We start from the raw sequence: 19343 nt of genomic DNA on the forward strand, positions 1-19343 counted from the left end.
AGGATATTTTTAGTAACATCACCCACGTAAGTTATATTTTGGTAATAAAAAAGCCGCATATAGCGGCTTTAGTTTGGTAAGTTTAAGCGGGTGTTACTTTTTCTTACGGGCGATTTTACTCGCTTTCTTTGCCGCTTCTTTCTTGCTCGTTTTCTTCGCAGCTTCTTTCGCTTTCACTTTGGCTTTTTTCTTACCCGGTGTGCGCGCTTCTTTATTCTTTGGACGCAGCTCTTCGATCACGCGGCGTTTCAACGGTTGCTCGATATAACGCTCGATTTTACCAACGATACGCATGTCGTGGGCTTCGGCAAGCGAAATCGCGGTACCTTTTGCGCCAGCGCGGCCAGTACGGCCAATGCGGTGGATATAAGTGTCGGCAGAACGTGGCATATCGAAGTTGATCACATGAGTGATATCGTCGATATCGATACCGCGTGCAGCCACATCGGTCGCCAACAAGACATTGACTTCACCTTTAGTAAAGCGACTCAAGGCTTGGAAGCGTTTCTTCTGTTCCATATCGCCACGCATAAAGGCGCAGGGAATACCGACTTTAAGTAACTGGCCTTCTAGGCTAGAAACGATGTCGCGGGTTTTCACAAATACGATAGTCCGTTTGACATCCTCTTGGCGTAGCAGATGACACAACAGCGCAAATTTATGCTCTTTATCATCGGCTAAGTGGATCCATTGGTGGATCTTGGCTTTTTCACTGCGAGGGGCTTCAACATCGATTTCAATCGGGTCGTTTAACACTTCACGGGCAAAACGTTGTACACCGCCGCCTTCTAAGGTGGCAGAAAACAGCATGTTCTGTTTGCGGCCTTGGGCCTCAATAGCAATGGCTTGCACCACAGAAGAGAAGCCCATGTCTAACATGCGATCGGCTTCGTCGATAATTAAGATATCGACTTCTTGTGCGTTGAAATTGCCTTTGTCTAAATATTCCATCAGGCGGCCTGGGGTCGCGACCAGAATATCGACGTTGCCTGCTAAGGCTTCTTCCTGTGGTCCATAAGGAACGCCACCAGTAACTATAGCAATATCTAAACCTTGGCCTGTGGCTAGGTGACTCGCATAACGGTGGATTTGGCTGGCTAACTCACGGGTTGGCGTGAGGATTAGCACTCTTGCTTGTCCAGCAAAACGACGGGGGAAGTCGATCAAATGTTGTAGCGATGGCAGTAAAAAGCTCGCTGTTTTACCTGTTCCTGTCGGGGCGCGCGCAAGAATATCTCTTTGCTCTAGGGCGTAAGGAATCGTTTCTTGCTGAATCGTAGTGGGTGAATGATGCCCCATGGCATTAAGCGACTCTAATAAGCTAGGGTCAAGCTGGAAATCTTCAAATTGCATGCGCAGCGTCTCGACGGATAATAGCGAAGCATTATAAAGGTTATGGCGGTTAACTTAAATAACTTATCTAGATCTCCTGTGTTTATCTTCTGTGTCAGTAAAGTTTTATGGTAATTGGCATAAGTTAATTACTTTTAGGTCAATGTATTAGCATTTAATTTGTGGGAAATTGGAGCTTTCGTTAAATTTGCCAAACTTAGCTAGCTTTACTTAACGTGTCAGGATTGGACTCGATATCAGTATTTAAGGTAAAAATCTCGGATCAATTGCACCATGGTTTGTGTGTATTGGCCAGAACGTTCACGAATAGTGATATCACTGAGCTTTGGAGCCATTTGTGGATGAGTCTTGTGGGCGAGTACGCAGAGTACTCGATTAGCGCTTTTCCCTACAATGCTGATAAGGTTGGTTATTTCAATCAAATTGAGCTGAGAGTGCGTTAATATTTCGTCGAAACGGGCCATACTCTGCATTGGTAATATGAGACTTGCCTTTCCTTGCGGTGCTAGGCACACATGAATGGCATCGAGTAGTGCGGTAAAGCTTAAGCTATCTGTGTGGCGGGCCATAGCGCGCTGGGATTGTATCGCTTGTGTGCCTTGCTCAAAATAGGGGGGATTACAAATTATGTGTTCAAAATACCCTTGATACTCAGTTTGTTGGCAAAAGTCTTGGATGCTGCAATTAACTAAGGTCAGTCGATTAGCCCAAGGACTATTGTGGAAGTTATGTTGGCAAGCATGGGCGGCATTGGTGTCTAATTCGACACTGGTGATATGTGCTTGACTGCGCTGAGCTGCCATTAAACTGAGTAAGCCGCTGCCTGCGCCTATATCTAAGATTGATTTCGCGGTGGTCAGTTGTGCCCATGCCCCAAGGACGACGCTGTCTGTGCCTACGGCCATGCCGCAATTCATGTCATCGATATGAAATTGTTTAAAAGTGAATGCCATGGGGAGTTAATTTTGCCGTTCTAAAGTGATTTAGGCCCAATATTGGGCGCGCAATATTCTAATTCTAGCCCTCGTTTTTAGCTAATGTTTTTAAACAGTCGCATCTGTCCTAGCTGTATGAATTTGTGTCGCCAAATCATTTACTATTTTACGTGGTAATACTAATTTCACTTAATTAACGCTTTAATTTATTGCCTTAGAAACCTTTTATTAGCAGTTAATTAGCATTATTTAGCTTTTTTTGCCTGAACGGACTTGTTGTCTTGTATTGATGCTTTAAGTCTGGTATTAGTTTCGCCCCCATTTTTAATCACTTTTAAGATTAACGGATAGGTAAACGAGTTTGTTGGTGAATTAGTCGTCAGTTAGGCTACATAAACGTTCGCCATCGTTTATAAACTCGGCAGATATCGAACATATTTACCACGGAATTGTGTAAACATAGATTTGCACTCCGGATGGGCTTTGTTTTAGCTATGGCTAATCGACACATAATCACTTAAGTTTGTAAAAAAACAATAAGACAAGATGGGGCTTCCAGTGCAAGACAATCAGATGAGTATCGGAGATACATTAGGCTTAGGTTTTATGACCTTTGCGTTCTTTTTAGGTGCGGGAAACCTAATTTTTCCACCATTCGCGGGTATGTTAGCGGGCGAAAATATGCCCCTCGCCATGTTGGGTTTTTTGATTACCGCCGTAGGTTTACCTTTAGTTGGACTGATTGCTGTCGCTAAGGCTCAAGGTAAGGTTATGGCTATGCTGCCAGTATTTGCAGCAACGACATTGGCCGTCGCGATTTACATTATTATCGGCCCTGCTTTTGCTGCGCCGCGTACGGGATTAGTGGCTTACGAGATTGGCGCTAAGCCATTTATCGATGACACTACGGCAACGTTTTTGCTGGGCAGTTTGGAATTAAACCTGACGCAACTGCTATACACATTAGGTTTCTTCGCTGTCACTATGTTGCTGGCGCTTTTCCCTGGTAAGTTGCTCGATAGCGTAGGTAAAGTATTAACGCCTATTTTATTGATTTTGTTGGTCGGATTAGCCGTTTCAGTGCTGTTTTTACCTGCATCCGAAGTGGGCCAAGCAGTGGGGGATTACCAACAGCATCCGCTGACCAAAGGTATTTTGGAAGGCTATAACACTATGGATACGTTAGCATCCTTGATGTTTGGTATGTTGATTATTGATATCCTGCGTAAAAAGGGCATTGACCAACCCAGTGATCAAACTAAGTATCTAATCCGTGCAGCCTTTATTGCCGCCGCTGGTTTAACTTTTGTGTATGTGTCCTTGTTCTTTTTAGGTGCAACCGCTGGCGATATCGCTATCGGCACTAAAAATGGTGGCGAAATATTAACAAATTACGTGACCCGCGAGTTTGGTGAACTAGGCTCAGTCTTGTTGTCATCAGTCGTGACTTTAGCTTGTTTGACCACTGCGGTTGGGCTAGTGAGTGCGTGTTCTGAGTTCTTTAATGAGCTGATGCCTAAACTGTCTTACCGTTTCCTCGTGGTCTTTTTAAGCTTGATATGCGCTGTGATTGCGAACGTGGGCCTAAGTCAGTTGATTGCTATTAGTATTCCCGTATTAATGACGATTTATCCTGTGGCTATTGCTCTTGTGGTTGTGACTTTCCTGACCGCTTATTTTGCGAATCCACAGTTTGCACATCGTGCAGTACTGAGCGTGGCACTGTTTTTCGGCATCTTCGATGGTCTTAAAGTGGCAGCGAAAAGTTTGACTGACGCTGATGGTCAAGCCATGAATGGCTTAGCACAGGTTTTTATCCATATAGTGAATGTTATGTCTCCAGTGTTATCTAAGCTGCCACTCTATGAAGAAGGTATGGCTTGGTTATTGCCGACCATTGCGACGATTGCACTGTGTTTAGTATTCGGTCGTGGCCGTGGTCAAACGGCTGCAGCCTAGGCTTTGCATTCTAGTTCTCGTCTTTATGCTTAACTCAGTTAAGCTTATGCAGGCTTAGACATATTTAAATTAATATCAACGGCGTATCATTTGATTACGCCGTTTTTTTATGGAGTATTTGTGCCTAAAACCTATATGCCAGATCCACTTATCGATGCTTTTCTTGATGATCTTTGGTCAAGCAAGGGACTGAGTGATAACACGCTATCGGCCTATCGTACCGATCTACGCCATTTTGATCGTTATCAAGGTCAGCAAGGCGTGACGTTACTTGCGGTTTCTCAGGCCGATGTTAGGGCATATCTGGCCTTTAGAGTTGAGCAGAATTTTGCGCGTACCAGTAGCGCTCGGCTGCTCAGCAGCTTACGGCGTTTCTATACTTATTTGGTGCAGACTAAGCAAATTTCAGCCGATCCTATGGCCTTAGTCGAGTCGCCTAAGTTAACGCGTCATTTGCCGGATTCTCTGAGTGAGTCGCAGGTTGACCGTTTACTGTCTGAGCCCAATGTGGATGATGCCGTAGAATGCCGTGACAAGGCAATGCTAGAGCTTTTGTATGCAACTGGCCTCAGGGTGAGTGAACTTGTCGGCTTGACCATGGAACAAATGAGTTTGCGCCAAGGCTTAGTACGTATTGTGGGCAAGGGTGGCAAAGAGCGTCTTGTGCCGCTGGGGGAATTGGCTATTACCGAAGTGGAGGGCTACATGAAATTTGCTCGCCAAGAGTTGCTCGGTAATAAACAATCTGATGTGGTATTTCCGTCGAAACGCGGGCAGATGATGACGCGGCAAACTTTTTGGCATCGGATTAAACTTTATGCTCTGCGTGCGGGGATTGAAACTGCATTATCACCGCACACTTTACGCCATGCTTTTGCCACTCATTTGCTCAATCACGGTGCCGATCTGCGGGTTGTCCAACTGTTATTAGGTCACAGCGACTTATCGACGACACAGATTTATACCCATGTCGCACGGGCAAGATTGCAGGAATTGCATCAACAGCATCATCCTAGAGGCTAAAAAAGGATTTAGTTACAGCATAAATTTGCTTTCCGCGCGGCTTGTCTGTAACTTTTTGCCCCTATACAGGGTCTATTGAATATCTCGAGTTAGAACGGCCCCAATATCTCGTTGTAGTGACACAATTTATAGGATGTCCCATGAAGTTGACCCCAGCATTATCCTTAGTTTTTGCCCTCCTAGTTGCACCACTTGCCAGCGCTGCAACTGCGACGTCTCCCGATACCGCTGCGATTAAGCAAAAACTCGGTGAGATGTTAGATGTTGAAGTCATTTCTATGCAGGACTCACCAATTGAGGGCCTGTATCAAGCCATGACCAACCGCGGCGTGCTCTATATTAGCCGTGATGGTTCAAAACTATTCCACGGTAGTGTGTATGATATCGATAAGGGCATGAAAAACTTAACCGAAGCCGCATTAGCGGGTCCGCGTTTAGAAATGATGAAGCCGCTTGAAGAGAATATGCTTGTCTATAAAGCGAAAAACGAAAAACACGTGGTCACTGTATTTACCGATGTTAGCTGTGGTTATTGCCGTAAATTGCATAGCCAAATGTCTGACTACAATAAACTTGGTATTACAGTGCGTTACTTAGCCTTCCCGCGCGCGGGTGTGCCGTCAGCTAATGCCGATGAGATGCAAGCTATCTGGTGTGCTAAAGATCCATTAAAAGCCATGACTGATGCTAAAGCGGGCAGCAAAGTTGCCGCGGCAACATGTGATGCTAAAATTGCCGAGCAATATGCTTTAGGCACAACCTTTGGTGTCAATGGTACGCCTGCAATCGTATTAGAAGATGGCAATATGATCCCTGGTTATCAACCGCCTGAAGACTTATTACGCACCTTAGAGGCTCGTCAGTAACAGCCTAAAATGTAAAATTTATCCCACGAAAGGTGAGCTTAAGGCTCACCTTTTTGTTATCTTATTGCCACGATTTCATGAGAGTTTGAGTCCCTTGATCCATAAGATAGTCCGTCGCCCAACCGTTGATGATAGCCATTTACCCGCTCATCTTTCGCCGCTATTGAAGCAGCTTTACGCCCGCCGTGGTGCGCTAACCCACGAATGCGAGCTTGTCCTTAAGGGTCTATTAAGACCTGAAACCATGAAAGGGTTGCCCGAAGCCGCGGTGCTTATCGCCGATGCAATGCAGGCGAATAAGTCGATTTTGATCGTGGGTGACTTTGACGCAGACGGCGCGACCTCAACCAGTGTGTGTATGTTGGCGCTGCGGATGATGGGCGCGGTGAAAGTGGATTATTTGATCCCCAATCGCTTCGATTACGGCTACGGCTTAAGCCCTGAAATTGTTGCAGTTGCGGCCTCCAAACAGGCTGAGCTACTCATCACAGTTGATAATGGCATTTCATCAATTGACGGTGTTGCGGCGGCCAAAGCCTTTGGTATGCAAGTGGTGATTACCGACCATCATTTACCCGGACATGAGTTACCCGCTGCCGATGCGATAGTGAACCCTAACCAACCGGGCTGTCCATTTGCCAGCAAATCGATAGCGGGTGTCGGCGTGGCCTTTTATTTGATGACGGCATTAAGGGCTGAACTGCGAACGCGAAACTGGTATCAAACGCGCGGTATTGCTGAGCCTAATCTAGGCACACTACTCGATATCGTTGCCCTTGGCACCGTTGCCGATGTGGTGTCACTCGATGCCAATAATCGTATTTTGGTTGAAGCAGGTTTGCAGCGCGTGCGAGCTGGGCGTTGCCGTGTGGGGATTACTGCGTTGCTTGAAGTGGCGAAGCGAAATCCGGCGCGCATTGTCGCATCTGACTTTGGTTTTGCCGTGGGCCCAAGACTGAATGCCGCAGGCCGGTTGGATGAAATGGCACTTGGGGTTGAAACCTTACTCTGCGAAGACATGATGTATGCACGGCGCATGGCGGCAGAGCTTGACGGATTGAATCAAGAACGCCGTGAGCTGGAAGTCGGCATGCAGCAGGAAGCCTTAAAAAGCCTAGAGCACTTAAAGCTTAACGAAGCCGAGTTGCCTTGGGGGATTGCCTTATTTCAAGAGGATTGGCATCAGGGCGTGATCGGGATTTTGGCCTCGCGCATTAAAGACAAATACCATAGACCCGTGATTGCCTTTGCCGATGCGGGCAATGGTGAAATTAAAGGCTCGGCGCGTTCAATCAAAGGCTTGCATATGCGCGACTTATTGGAGTTAGTGAACACTCGCCATCCGGGACTGATTATCAAATTTGGTGGTCATGCAATGGCGGCGGGTTTATCGCTCAAAGCGGGCAGTTTTGCGATATTTGCTAAAGCCTATGATGATGCGGTGCGTGAGCAGCTTAAACCTGAGTTGTTAACGGGCGAGCTTTGGTCCGATGGCGAACTCACTCCCGCAGAGTTGAATCTTGAAATGGCTCAGTTACTGCGCAATGCAGGGCCTTGGGGACAAGCTTTCGAAGAGCCGTTATTCGATGGTTACTTTACGATAGTGCAACAACGTCTTGTCGGTGAGCGCCACCTTAAGCTCGTACTCGAAACCCAATGCGGCACTGTGATGCTCGATGCCATTGCCTTTAATGTGGATTTGCACACTTGGCCAGATGCGACGATTAATCATGCTCGTGTTGTGTATAAACTCGATGTGAATGAGTATCGCGGCAATTTTTCGCTGCAACTTATGGTTGAGCAAATCGAAGCTATGTAAGATGACAAGGAGTTAAGTTGAAATCATTATCCGATAAAAAAATCCGCCAGCTACTTAAGCGTTTTGCTTGGATATATGTTGTCTGCTTAAGCATTCCGTTTATCTCAACCTTACTCACTACTAAGGCTCAGGGGCAAATGCTACTTATGGGGATTTGGCCCGCAGCCTCCTTGTTTTACTTTCTCACTTACCGTTATTTAGCTAAATCCTTTAAGTATGAAATCAATCGCCACTTAGCCTTTAGTTATCATGGCGGTGGCACTTTAGCGGGGGCTTTGTATTCGTTAGCTAAAGTGGTGTTATTGGCGATGGCATTTATGATATTTATGAGTGCCAATAACACCTGAACTGACGTTAACGGAAAATTTCGGAGAAAGGAAATGCAGCAGGAAACAGGATACAGAGTCAGTACAGATCAGGCTGAAATGAATCTTGAGGTTATCCATGGCTTTATTAGTAATAGCTATTGGGCGCAGGGCATGCCAAAGGCGCTGCTACAAAAAGCGTTAGCCAATAGCCTGTGTTTTGGGGTATTTGATAAGGACAATCAACAAGTGGCTTTTGGCCGCTTAATCACAGATAAAGCCACTTTTGCCTATCTTGCCGATGTGTTTGTACTTGAGTCGCACCGCGGCTTAGGTTTAAGCAAGTTGATGATAACAGCGATTCTTGAACATCCTGAATTACAAGGTTTAAGACGGATAATGTTAGCCACCCGCGATGCCCATGGACTCTACGCGCAGTTTGGTTTTGGTACCGTGGATCATCCTGAAACCCTGATGCAAATTCGGCTTGAGAATGCCTACCTTTAGAAAAGGATTGTTGAGATTATCCTCGTTGACATCGTCATGATTAAGATAAGGAAATTCAGATGACAAAACTACATTATGCCTATTTTGCCAGTTTTATGGTTTCCTCCGCTTTTTTGAATTGGTTACTCGAGGGACAAGTGCCTTGGGTGAGACTACTTTGCTTAATCTTGTTGTTTTCAACCTTCGTATTTGCCAGTTTAGACCATAGTTTAAAGCGGTCGATAAAATCAAAATATTAGAAGTAAACCCTATTAAAAACAAAAAGCCAGCTTGCGCTGGCTTTTTATCTTATGCGGTTAATATTTCACTATTATGCGGCTTTCGTTTCGGCGGTTTCTTCATCGCTGTGGCGAATTAAGTAATCAAATGCGCCCAGTGATGCGGTCGCGCCGCTGCCCATGGCAATGATAATTTGCTTGAAAGGTGAGTTAGTGACATCACCTGCGGCAAAAATACCTGGGACTGAGGTTTGTCCGCGCTCATCGACTATGATCTCGCCCCTTGGGGTTAAATCGATAGTGCCCTTTAACCATTCCGCATTCGGTACTAGCCCTATCTGCACGAAGATACCTGCAAGTGCGACATGGTGACTCTCGCCAGTGGTTCTGTCTGTGTAGTTCAGACCATTAACCCGAGTACCATCGCCAGTCACTTCAGTGGTCATAGCTTGGGTAATGATTTTAATGTTACCCATAGAAGCCGCTTTACGTTGCAGTACATCGTCAGCGCGCAGGGTTTTATCAAATTCCAGCACGGTCACATGTTCTACTATGTTCGCAAGATCGATAGCCGCTTCGATACCTGAGTTACCGCCGCCGATCACCGCCACACGCTTGCCCTTAAATAACGGGCCATCACAATGCGGGCAGTATGCGACACCTTTGCCGCGGTATTCTTTCTCGCCAGGGACGTTCATTTCACGCCAGCGTGCACCTGTGGCTAACAATACGGTACGGCTACGTAATTTAGCGCCGCTTGCCAGTTCAAGCTCGAACAAGCCATCTGTTGATAACGACACTGCCTTTTGGTTGTCCATGATGTCGACTTCGTAGTCTCGTACATGGGCTTCAAGGTTTGCCACTAGTTTTGGACCTTCGGTCGCTTTGACCGAAATAAAGTTCTCGATACCGACGGTTTCAGCCACTTGTCCGCCAAACTTGTCGGCAACAATACCGGTGCGAAGTCCTTTACGTGCTGCATAAATAGCGGCCGCTGCGCCGGCTGGGCCGCCGCCAACGACTAAGACTTCGAATGGCGCTTTTTCATTAATTTCATCGGCCTTACGGCTTGCTGCATTGGTATCCAGTTTATTGAGGATCTCGCCAATGCTGATACGGCCTGCTGCAAACACTTCGCCATTTAAGTAGACAGAAGGCACCGCCATAATGTTTTTGCTGGTTACTTCTTCTTGGAACAGGGCACCGTCGATCATCACGTTGGTGATATTCGGGTTAATGGCCGCCATCATGTTCAGTGCCTGTACTACGTCTGGGCAGTTTTGGCACGTCAGTGAGACGTAAGTTTCAAAGGCATATTTGCCTGGCAGATTGCGGATCTGCTCAATAATGTCATCGCTGAGTTTGATTGGGTGTCCACCCGTGTGCAGTAATGCCAGCACGAGTGAGGTAAATTCGTGACCCATAGGCAGACCAGCAAAGCTGATTTGCGTATTAAGCTCTGGGTTAATCACTGTCATTGCCGGGGTGCGTTCGCCCTGAACTTCTTTCAGGCTCACCAGAGAAGATAGGCTGACAATGTCTTGCGCTAAGCTTTTTAATTCTTGAGACTTTCTACTCTCATCTGCAGACACGACAAGTTCAACTGGTCTCTTGAGGTTTTGCAGATAGGTTTGCAGTTGATTTTTTAAATTCGCATCTAACATGTGATGACTCCAAAATCGCTTAAAAGGGAGAAGTAAGGGGGCCAGTCTAGGCTCTTGCAGGGGCGGGCTTAATCCTTTGCTGCGTGGCGCTACAACTGTGTTGGCTGTAACGCCAATCAGCTTGGGACGCTAGACTGGCGGGGTTGACGCTTTGCAGGCTAAATTAGATTTTGCCAACGAGGTCTAAAGACGGTGCTAATGTTTCGTCACCTGGTTGCCATTTAGCTGGGCAAACTTCGCCATCGTGAGTAGCAACATATTGAGCTGCTTGAATTTTACGAACTAGCTCTTGAGCGCTACGGCCGATGCCTAAATCGTGAACTTCGCTGACCTTGATTTGGCCTTCTGGGTTAATCACGAAAGTACCACGCAGTGCTAAACCGTCTTCTTCAATCATCACGCCGAAGTTACGGCTGATAGTGCCTGTTGGGTCAGCCAGCATTGGGAAGTTGATCTTCTTGATGGTGTCTGACGTGTCATGCCATGCTTTGTGAGTGAAGTGTGTGTCAGTTGATACTGAGTAAACTTCAACACCCATTCCTTGCAGTTTTTCGTAGTGATCAGCCATGTCGCCTAATTCAGTTGGGCAAACAAAGGTAAAATCTGCTGGGTAGAAGAAGACAACAGACCATTTACCTAACAGGTCTTGTTCAGTTACAGGAACGAACTCACCATTGTGGAATGCAGTGGCTTTGAATGGTTTGATTGTGCTGTTGATAATTGATTGAGTCATTTTATGCTTCCATTTAGTTGATGATGGCTTAAGTTCATAACGAGGACATTTGCTTGCGTCCTGTCGATGTGAAGCATATTACCGACTCGATTAAAATTAAGATAACGGATAAAAACTATTATCCTAATCGGTTTAGTCGAATGTTGATGCGATTAGGTCGGACTCAATCGGTTTTTCTGCGACGGCTGCGGGTTTGGCGTGATTGGGTGTAGTCTGGGTTTAGTCGGCTGGTTTTTGTTGATTGAGATAAGATAAATTTCGAGCATAAAAAAGGGATATCAATGATATCCCTTAAAGTGTAAATACAATTAAAACAAGATACTGAGGTTCTAGGTTCTAGGTTCTAGGTTCTAGGTTCTAGGTTCTAGGTTCTAGTTCTGTGCTTTGGGTTGAGTTAACCAAGTGCTGAGTAAGCGCACGCCGTAACCTGTTGCACCCGCAGGCACAACTGCGGTATCGGTGGCGGTTAAGGCATTGCCCGCGATATCGATATGTGCCCAAGGCTGTTCGCCCGCAAAGCGTTTTAAGAACATGGCCGCAGAGGACGCGCCTGCGCTGCCTTCTTTACCTGTGTTTGTGAGATCCGCGATAGTGGATTTAAGCTCATCCGCATAGGTTTGATCTAACGGTAAGCGCCAGACTTTTTCGCCAACCTGTTGACCTGCATAAGTTAGCTGCTGCACTAAAGGCTCAGAATCGGTAAACAAGCCTGCATAAACATTGCCTAACGCACTCACTTTTGAGCCAGTCAGTGTCGCAACATCGATAATCACCGATGGCTTATAATTTTCTCTGGCATACCAGAGGCCATCGGCCAGCACTAGGCGACCTTCAGCATCGGTATTGAGCACTTCAACGGTGAGACCTTGGGCGGTTTTAATCACATCACCAGGGATCATTGCATGACCCGATACCATGTTCTCCGCCATGGGCATAATCGCCACTACGTTGACTGGCGCTTTTTGAATCGCCATGGCTTTAATAGTGCCAAGCACTGTGGCTGCACCTGCCATATCTGACTTCATCCGCGCGATTGAAGTACCTGTCGCCTTAATATTGTAACCACCCGAGTCGAAGGTGATACCTTTACCGACCAGTGCGATTGGCGCGTCTTTGCTACCAGGCCAATGGGCGACCACTAACTTAGGTGGGCGCTCGCTGCCTTTACCTACAGCAGCTAAGGCGCCCAGTTGTAGACGTTCGATATCTTTGGTTTCTAATACCGTGACTTTAACGCCGAGGGATTTGAGTTTTCTGGCTTCGTTAGCAAAGCTGTCGGGATACATAATGTCTGCAGGTGCGTTTGTCAGATCGCGCGCTAAAAACACACCCGCTTCAACCGCTTGCAGATTTTTATGGTGTTTTTGGTTGCGACTTAAATCATCGACAGCGATTTGGTAATTCTTCTCGGCACGGGGGCTCGCTTTGAACTGAGTGTAGCGATAACTGCGTAGTTCAATTCCGTGTGCAAGCTCAGAGGCAAATAGCGGCGCGGCAGTTAAGCCTTGGGTGAGTACACGCACTGTAGCTTGGGGAACCGTATCGAGTTTGGCCGCAACATTGCCACCGATGGTATTAATGTCACCGGGCGTTAAGTTTTTTGCATCGCCAATGCCGACCAGTAAGACCCGTTTAGCATCAATTTCGCTGGGTACCAAAATCTCGAGGATTTCCCCTCGTTTGCCGGAAAAAATATTATCCGCCGTTGCTAGGTTTAATTGATCTTGGGTCGACTGAGGTAAAAAGTCGATCCCATAGGTAGTAGAATCAGCGCTTTGGAATAGCACTAATGTATCTGAATTCAGTGAGCTACGAGTGTCAAAACTAAAACTTTCGGCGTTAGCATTGAGAGAATTAAGGCACGCCAGAGCCATAACGCTTAACATCAATTTATTATTATTTTTCATGGTGACAGCTCATATCATGGAAGTGTGAGAAGAATATCAAAGCTCAGCCTTAGGGTTAACTAATTTACGCTATTTTGCTGATATTAGTATTAAATCCAAGGCCCAAAGCGTGTCAATGATCGATCAAGGGCAAAACCCAATTGTTGCGATAAAGATTGAGCACTACTTTTAAGGGCTGAGGTGCCTAAAAGCTGTGGCGATTGGCTCGCAAAAATCACCCAATTACCGCCGCCTGTGAGACAAGCGTTCACATGGGCAAAGTGTTGTTGTAAGTTGGCTAACAACTCGCGATTTTGGCTATGTTCTTTCCAGCAGTTTAGCACTAAATACCCATTGGGTTTGATGAGGTTAGTGCATTGCTCAAGGAATATTGGCGAAAGCTGCCCTGTTTCAACGCCTTTGGCTGTGTAAATATCGGCAAAAATTACATCCACTTTTTTATGATCGCCAGCAGCTAAAAAAGCAATAGCATCATCATTGATAAGATTGAGCTTTTTACCTATCGGCAGCTGAAAATAGCGCTTAGCTAACTCAATCACCGCGGGGCGTAATTCCACCGCTGTTAACTTTATTGCCGCGTCGAAATTGCGCAGTGAGTGAATAATCGAGCCACCGCCTAAACCTAAAACAATAGCGCTCTTGGGCTTACAAAACAGTAAAACCAACAACATGGCTTGCACATAAGTGTGCTGGGGAATATAGGGCGCCGCCTTGAGGATCTTACTCTGCTCATCGTTATCCCCAAAGGACAGGATCCGTGAGTCGTCGTAATCGATTACACGAATCGGGCCTAGTGCGTCTTGGGTTTCATGTAAGAGGGTAGAATCGGCCATATTGGATTAATTACTCGGTTTAGCTGTTTGGCTTGTTTGCACGGGCTATAACTGCTCGCGCAAAAAAGTTAGAATTCAGACAGTTTTAGTTAATTGAGCCGCTATTATGACAAATCAAATCCTGCTTGCCTGTATTTATCTTGCAGTGTTTATCTTTTTACAGCGCGCCTTAACCCATTGGGTTAGAAAACTCGCGCAAATGAAGCAAGTGAGTGTTGCACGGACCAGTTTAGTGACCCGTTTTATTTCCTATGTGATGTTTTTTATTACTCTGTCATTGATGGCGGTCTCGCTCGGACTGGGCTATCAGGATGTGTCGCTATTTGTGTCATCCGCCTTTGCAGTAATGGGCGTAGCATTGGTTGCTCAATGGTCGATATTGAGTAATTTAACCGCTGGCGTGCTGATCTTTTTCGTGTTTCCTTACCGTATCGGCGAGCGTATTCGGGTGGTCGATAAGGATGAAGATATTAGCGGCGTGATCATCGAAATCGCTTTATTCCATGTGCTTATTCACCGCGACAATGGCGATACCATTACTTATCCCAATAACTTAATGCTGCAAAAGGCAGTATTAAAGCTGGCTGATCAGACTCCCTTGGCCGAACGTCAGGCCTTACTCGAAGGCAAGAAGAAGTTTGATCCTGAGTAGTTTGGATAGTTGCGCAGCGCTATATTGATTATCAAACTGTGCTGAGCGTTCGTGGGCGTGTCTGAGTCGTTTGGCAGGCTTATAGGGTCTATTAACCCATCGCGGCGTACGATGAGATGAATGAAATAGCTCTTGCCGTTCTAGCCATTCAACTCAGACTTAACCGATAGCGCTTGAGTACAAGATTATCAATAACCCAATACAGACCAGATAGGGATAACAATAAGGTCAGTATCCCCAGCAGCCAGCTAAAGGGGGTGTTAAAACTACCTTGATTGAGGTAATCCATAAAATGCAATTTGAACATTAAGTCGGCGATGTCTGTGTGGTCATTTTTATGGCCAACTAATTCGCCATTAACTGCATTGATATAAATCCGCGTCGACAGGTCATCATCCATACCTATTTGCCAAAGTGAATTGCACTGGGTTGGCCACTCGCTAATGGGGGCTGATATTTGCTTAACTTGGGTAATTTTCCCTGGCCCAGTATAACTTTCAAGCGCCAGTTGTTGGGCGCTTTGTTTATCAATGAGTAAGACATTGCCTGTGTAGGCATCAATCAAGGTTTGCTGCTGGCATTGATGAGCATAGCGCTGCACCTTTGCATCAAGTACATAAACGGGCTTACCCGCGAGCGCTATTAATGTCAGGCTTTCTACCTGAGTATGTTTAGCCAGTAAGGGAGCGATATCCACGAGCTTTTGTGGATCAAACTCTTGCCTTTGCGGCTCAGGACTATGGCTAAGTTGGTACTCCATTCCCTTGAGTTCATCATGGGGCGTTAAATTGAAATAGACCCCAGTAACAAGCCAAAGTAGCAGTTGAATGCTAACTATGGCACCGAGCCAATAGTGGGCGATTTTGACCCAGCGTTTGAAGTGTTTACTTTGAGGCTTAGGTTTAGGCTTAAGTTTAAGATTCGGCATCATCTCAGATACCTCCTTCTTCGCTGCCACAGTAAGACGAAGCCAGCTAATACAGCCACAATGGAGACTAGAGCCGTGCTCAGCAGTAGAAGATTGTCGATGGCTTCACCCTCGTCGTAATCCATAATGTGCCATTTCCAAAAGAGATCGAACAAACGCCAATAGTCATGTCTGCGCGTAACTAACTCTCCCGTTGTTGCTGATAGGTAAAGGCTTGTAGCAGCGCTATCGTTAAAATCCATTCTCCAAACTGGCAAGTATCGCGACGCTAATTCTGCAGGGGCGATATCGGTGAGCAGAGTTGCACTAACAAGCTTAGCCTCTACGGGTAAAGACCCGTTATGCTGATAGTTTGAAGCTATCATTCGGGCTTGTTTCTCCGTTATTGAAGGCAATAACTCACCCGAATCTGCATCCACGAGAATGGACTTATCGCTCAGTTTAATCCGGTAATAGAGGGTATCAGTGATTGAGGTTAACGCGATTGCTTGAGCCTTAGGGAAACGCTCATAAACCGCTGCGATTGAGTAATGGATCTGGCTGGGATCGATATGCTGGGTGTCTTGCACTTTAATATGATCGCCACGGATAAACCCAAGATCCATTAAGACGAAATAGCTGCCGGTGACTGACCAGATCCCAATCGGCAGCACCAGCAATAGCATCAACCATCGGTGTAGAAAGTGTGCTGATGAGACTCGTTTTAGTGTGTTAACCCGCTTCAAGTTGATGACTCACTTTTTATTTAATTAATTTAGCCAGCTTGCTTAAGGGGATTACCCCCTTAAGCCCAAAGCATTACAGAGCCCATTTCATTCCGACATAGTAACGACGTCCCATTAGGTCGTACGTCATAGTGTTGGTATTACCATCGGTAAAGCTTTGATGATATGGCGCTGGTTTATCGAACAGGTTATCGATACCTGCCGTTAAGGCTATGTTGTTGTCCATTTGATAATGAACCTGTGCGTTATGGTAAGTGACCGCATCAACGGCGTCACCTATATCTCCGGCATTGGCATATTGATCATCCGCCGCGCCGATATATTGAATGTTGTAGCTAAAGCGCCAATTGTCATTCGTGATATCAAAATAGAGGTTTGAGCGCCATTTGGTGTAGCTACCATCATAACCAATGGTGCCAGCTCGTGATTCAACGGGGGCGCCAGCGTAGGTTTGTAGATCGTATTGATCTAAATAGCTCAGCTCCCAAGTCGTATTCGTCACCAAGCCTGCAATCTCTTTTGGGTAAAACATCGCCATATCAACACCCGAAACCACCTCATTGGCGGCGTTACCCAGTTGTGTTTGTAAATAGGTGATGTTGCCTGTCATTGCGTCTCGCACAAAGTGCTCGTCGCTACAGAAAGGATGCGTCATCCCTTTGCTGTCGTAACAGGCGGCTAATTTGCTCGAACCATTGACTGAGTTAATGGCGTTATTAATCTCTATCTTGTAGTAATCGAGCGTGATATTGAGCCCTTCAATAAACCCCAGATCCCAAACAAAGCCGGCTGTAAAGGTATTGGCTTCTTCTGGTTCAAGTTCAGCATTGCCACCACGATCGGTTAATATTGTGCCTTCTTGCATATAATTCGTTGGCACGTTTGATGCCATACAATTAGCGTATCGATTCGAGCTAGGGTCGAGCTTAGCCCACTCGCTACAAGGATCTGTGGTATTCATGGAACCTTGATCGATACCGCCAAACAACTCAGGAATATTCGGTACTCTGAATGCCGTGGATTGTGTGGCCCGCAGTGTCACTGCGTCATTTACGACCCACAGTAGCCCCATTTTATAATTGGTATCGCCACCGAAGGTATCAAAATAGGAATATCGCAACGCCGCAGTTAATTCGACCGACTTGGCAAAGGGCAGGCCGCTTAAAATAGGTAATAAGGTTTCAAGATAGATTTCGTCAGCAGTGTAACTACCATCAATCGGTTCTTGCTGGGCAGTGTTTGCTTCACCACTGATTTTAAGTGGGTCAGGATCATTCCATCCTTTCTCGTTTCTGTGCTCTAGTCCTACAGCAAAACTCATCATGCCTGCGGGTAACTGCCATAGATCGCCCGTGATATTCGTTGTGAGACTAAACTGCTCATTACCGCCGCTATCACGCATATTAAACAGAAAATAGTCCAGCATTGCTGGTATGAGTGAGCCTGCTCCCCAAAAGTCTGCGCAAGGTACATTGGGTTCAAGATTACAATTGCTATAGTCTGTCGCGTCGGCAAGACGAACCTTATTAATGACATTGGTCACTTCATAGGAACCACGATTACTGCCGAAGTTAACGGCAGCATCCCATTGCCAACCGTTATCTAAATCCCCTTTAAAACCTGTCACTAAGCGCCAAGTATCCGCTTGAATATTAAATTGTCGGGGAGCTTCTGCCAGTCTGCGACTCTGGAGAAGGAAGTCTGCATCGGTCGGATTTGATTCATGCCAAGCAGGGATCACGATACCTGACACCGATTGCGGAGTAGCGGGTAATTGTGAGCTACGGTGAGTGTACATAGCCTCAGCAAACACTTGGCTGCTCGCCGTTAAGTCATATTCACCGTAGGCAAACAGATTGACTCGCTCGTTAGGTTGAACCGCATTAAAATACTGATAAGTATTATCCTTATGGCTACTGGTGTAAGGGGCACTTCCTGTTGGCAATAGCATTAATTCATTGCCGATTTGATTGCCATTGGCATCAATGAAATGGCCCTTTCCCCCCGACAGCGCCGAACTACCGCCACACACTAGCTCACCATTAACTTCCTCAAGCGGACAAGGCGCGCGACTCAGCATATCGACGGCTTGGGTTTTATCGTAACTCATCGCCACATATGCACTTCCACGCTCACCGATATGACCGAGGGCAAGGTCGAACTTGTACTGTTCACCATCACTTTGCTCGGTTATGCCAGTTCGCGCTTGAAACTCAACCCCTTCGATTTGTTGCCGAGTGATAATATTGACCACGCCAGCAACCGCATCTGCACCATAAATGGCGGATGCACCATCTTTTAATACCTCGATTCGTTCAACCACGCTAACGGGAATGGTATTAAGATCAACTGAGGAGTTTGCTCCAGTGCCACTGTTCAGCATACGTCGACCATTGAGCAGTACGAGTGTGCGATTTACCCCTAATCCGCGCAGGTTAACTTGGGTTGAACCATAGCCACCCTCAGTCCAATAGGCATTCGTTTGATTACCCGCAAACCCCGCAGAGGCCGTCATTCTTTGCAGCAATACTTCAACTGAGGTGGCACCAGTTTTCTCGATATCTTGTGCGGTAAAAACGGTCATCGGCGCGGTGGAAGCCATCTCTTCCCTTTGAATTCGGCTCCCTGTAATGGCAATCCTTTCGATAGCGCTTGGTGTCGATAATTGAGGTTTAATTGCAGATGCTGGAAACATTGCTTCAGTTTCGGCTTCGGCTGCTATCCCTGAAAAAGTGGCCATACTTGTTAGGGATATTGCAATTGAAGTCATTACTGCAGAGCGGGACATAATAAGCCTATGAAAGGTTTGTTTAAATAATGAGATGTTTTATAAAGGATTAAGCTGATATCTCAATAAAAACTCAACTACCTGCGACACTGTATCACACCCCTAATACGCGGTTTATAATAAAGTGC

General features: G+C 46.2%; 17 protein-coding genes. 8 read left to right on the top strand and 9 right to left on the bottom strand.

Annotated elements, in window-relative coordinates; genetic code table 11:
* Positions 1 to 93 precede the first annotated feature (93 nt).
* Positions 94 to 1353, bottom strand: coding sequence for an ATP-dependent RNA helicase SrmB (srmB, locus tag ACHA99_RS07305; RefSeq protein ID WP_105250089.1), 1260 nt, complete (start codon positions 1351 to 1353; stop codon positions 94 to 96).
* Between the two features lie 236 nt (positions 1354 to 1589).
* Positions 1590 to 2306 carry a tRNA1(Val) (adenine(37)-N6)-methyltransferase gene (locus tag ACHA99_RS07310; protein WP_393941931.1) on the bottom strand — a complete coding sequence of 239 codons (717 nt, stop codon included), beginning with the start codon at positions 2304 to 2306 and terminating at the stop codon, positions 1590 to 1592.
* A 528-nt stretch (positions 2307 to 2834) separates the two neighbouring features.
* Between ACHA99_RS07310 and brnQ the strand changes: the two genes are divergently transcribed.
* The 7 genes from brnQ to ACHA99_RS07345 all read left to right on the top strand — a co-directional run bounded on the left by brnQ (position 2835) and on the right by ACHA99_RS07345 (position 9006).
* Positions 2835 to 4247, top strand: a complete 1413-nt coding sequence (gene brnQ, locus ACHA99_RS07315; RefSeq protein WP_263172496.1) for a branched-chain amino acid transport system II carrier protein — start codon at positions 2835 to 2837, stop codon at positions 4245 to 4247.
* Positions 4248 to 4367: 120 nt separating this feature from the next.
* The gene (xerD, locus tag ACHA99_RS07320; protein WP_105250086.1) at positions 4368 to 5270 is read left to right on the top strand and encodes a site-specific tyrosine recombinase XerD; all 903 of its coding nucleotides are present in this window, start codon (positions 4368 to 4370) and stop codon (positions 5268 to 5270) included.
* Positions 5271 to 5410: 140 nt separating this feature from the next.
* On the top strand, positions 5411 to 6136 hold the full coding sequence (gene dsbC / locus ACHA99_RS07325; protein WP_105250085.1) for a bifunctional protein-disulfide isomerase/oxidoreductase DsbC: 726 nt from the start codon (positions 5411 to 5413) through the stop codon (positions 6134 to 6136).
* Positions 6137 to 6230: 94 nt separating this feature from the next.
* Positions 6231 to 7955 carry a single-stranded-DNA-specific exonuclease RecJ gene (gene recJ, locus ACHA99_RS07330; protein ID WP_393941934.1) on the top strand — a complete coding sequence of 575 codons (1725 nt, stop codon included), beginning with the start codon at positions 6231 to 6233 and terminating at the stop codon, positions 7953 to 7955.
* 17 nt (positions 7956 to 7972) lie between these two features.
* Entirely contained in the window at positions 7973 to 8302 is a 330-nt protein-coding gene (locus ACHA99_RS07335; RefSeq protein WP_219234420.1) for a hypothetical protein, read from the top strand.
* Positions 8303 to 8335: 33 nt separating this feature from the next.
* Positions 8336 to 8767: a GNAT family N-acetyltransferase gene (locus ACHA99_RS07340; RefSeq protein WP_263265637.1), complete on the top strand. Its 432-nt coding sequence runs from the start codon at positions 8336 to 8338 to the stop codon at positions 8765 to 8767.
* Between the two features lie 59 nt (positions 8768 to 8826).
* The gene (locus tag ACHA99_RS07345) at positions 8827 to 9006 is read left to right on the top strand and encodes a hypothetical protein (RefSeq protein WP_263265638.1); all 180 of its coding nucleotides are present in this window, start codon (positions 8827 to 8829) and stop codon (positions 9004 to 9006) included.
* A gap of 71 nt (positions 9007 to 9077) precedes the next feature.
* Here ACHA99_RS07345 and ahpF read toward each other — a convergent pair whose 3' ends face one another.
* From ahpF to ACHA99_RS07365, 4 genes are all read right to left on the bottom strand, one after another.
* On the bottom strand, positions 9078 to 10649 hold the full coding sequence (gene ahpF / locus ACHA99_RS07350; RefSeq protein WP_263265639.1) for an alkyl hydroperoxide reductase subunit F: 1572 nt from the start codon (positions 10647 to 10649) through the stop codon (positions 9078 to 9080).
* Between the two features lie 163 nt (positions 10650 to 10812).
* Positions 10813 to 11382 carry an alkyl hydroperoxide reductase subunit C gene (gene ahpC, locus ACHA99_RS07355; RefSeq protein ID WP_105250080.1) on the bottom strand — a complete coding sequence of 190 codons (570 nt, stop codon included), beginning with the start codon at positions 11380 to 11382 and terminating at the stop codon, positions 10813 to 10815.
* 371 nt (positions 11383 to 11753) lie between these two features.
* A complete protein-coding gene (locus ACHA99_RS07360) occupies positions 11754 to 13289 on the bottom strand; it encodes a leucyl aminopeptidase (protein ID WP_393941938.1) in 1536 nt (511 codons plus the stop codon).
* 89 nt (positions 13290 to 13378) lie between these two features.
* Positions 13379 to 14122, bottom strand: coding sequence for a spermidine synthase (locus ACHA99_RS07365; protein WP_393941940.1), 744 nt, complete (start codon positions 14120 to 14122; stop codon positions 13379 to 13381).
* A gap of 106 nt (positions 14123 to 14228) precedes the next feature.
* Here ACHA99_RS07365 and ACHA99_RS07370 point away from each other — a divergent pair, with 106 nt between their 5' ends.
* Positions 14229 to 14774: a mechanosensitive ion channel family protein gene (locus ACHA99_RS07370; RefSeq protein ID WP_106651494.1), complete on the top strand. Its 546-nt coding sequence runs from the start codon at positions 14229 to 14231 to the stop codon at positions 14772 to 14774.
* Positions 14775 to 14922: 148 nt separating this feature from the next.
* Here ACHA99_RS07370 and ACHA99_RS07375 read toward each other — a convergent pair whose 3' ends face one another.
* The 3 genes from ACHA99_RS07375 to ACHA99_RS07385 all read right to left on the bottom strand — a co-directional run bounded on the left by ACHA99_RS07375 (position 14923) and on the right by ACHA99_RS07385 (position 19215).
* Positions 14923 to 15705, bottom strand: coding sequence for a PepSY domain-containing protein (locus ACHA99_RS07375; RefSeq protein ID WP_393941942.1), 783 nt, complete (start codon positions 15703 to 15705; stop codon positions 14923 to 14925).
* Positions 15702 to 16367, bottom strand: a complete 666-nt coding sequence (locus ACHA99_RS07380; protein ID WP_393941944.1) for a peptidase — start codon at positions 16365 to 16367, stop codon at positions 15702 to 15704. The genes ACHA99_RS07375 and ACHA99_RS07380 overlap by 4 nt, the downstream gene beginning before the upstream one ends.
* Before the next feature lie 133 nt (positions 16368 to 16500).
* The gene (locus tag ACHA99_RS07385; protein WP_393941946.1) at positions 16501 to 19215 is read right to left on the bottom strand and encodes a TonB-dependent receptor; all 2715 of its coding nucleotides are present in this window, start codon (positions 19213 to 19215) and stop codon (positions 16501 to 16503) included.
* Between the last annotated feature and the right edge of the window lie 128 nt (positions 19216 to 19343).

The sequence above is a fragment of the Shewanella sp. S23-S33 genome (genome assembly GCF_043359565.1).
Classification (GTDB): Bacteria; Pseudomonadota; Gammaproteobacteria; order Enterobacterales; family Shewanellaceae; genus Shewanella; species Shewanella oncorhynchi.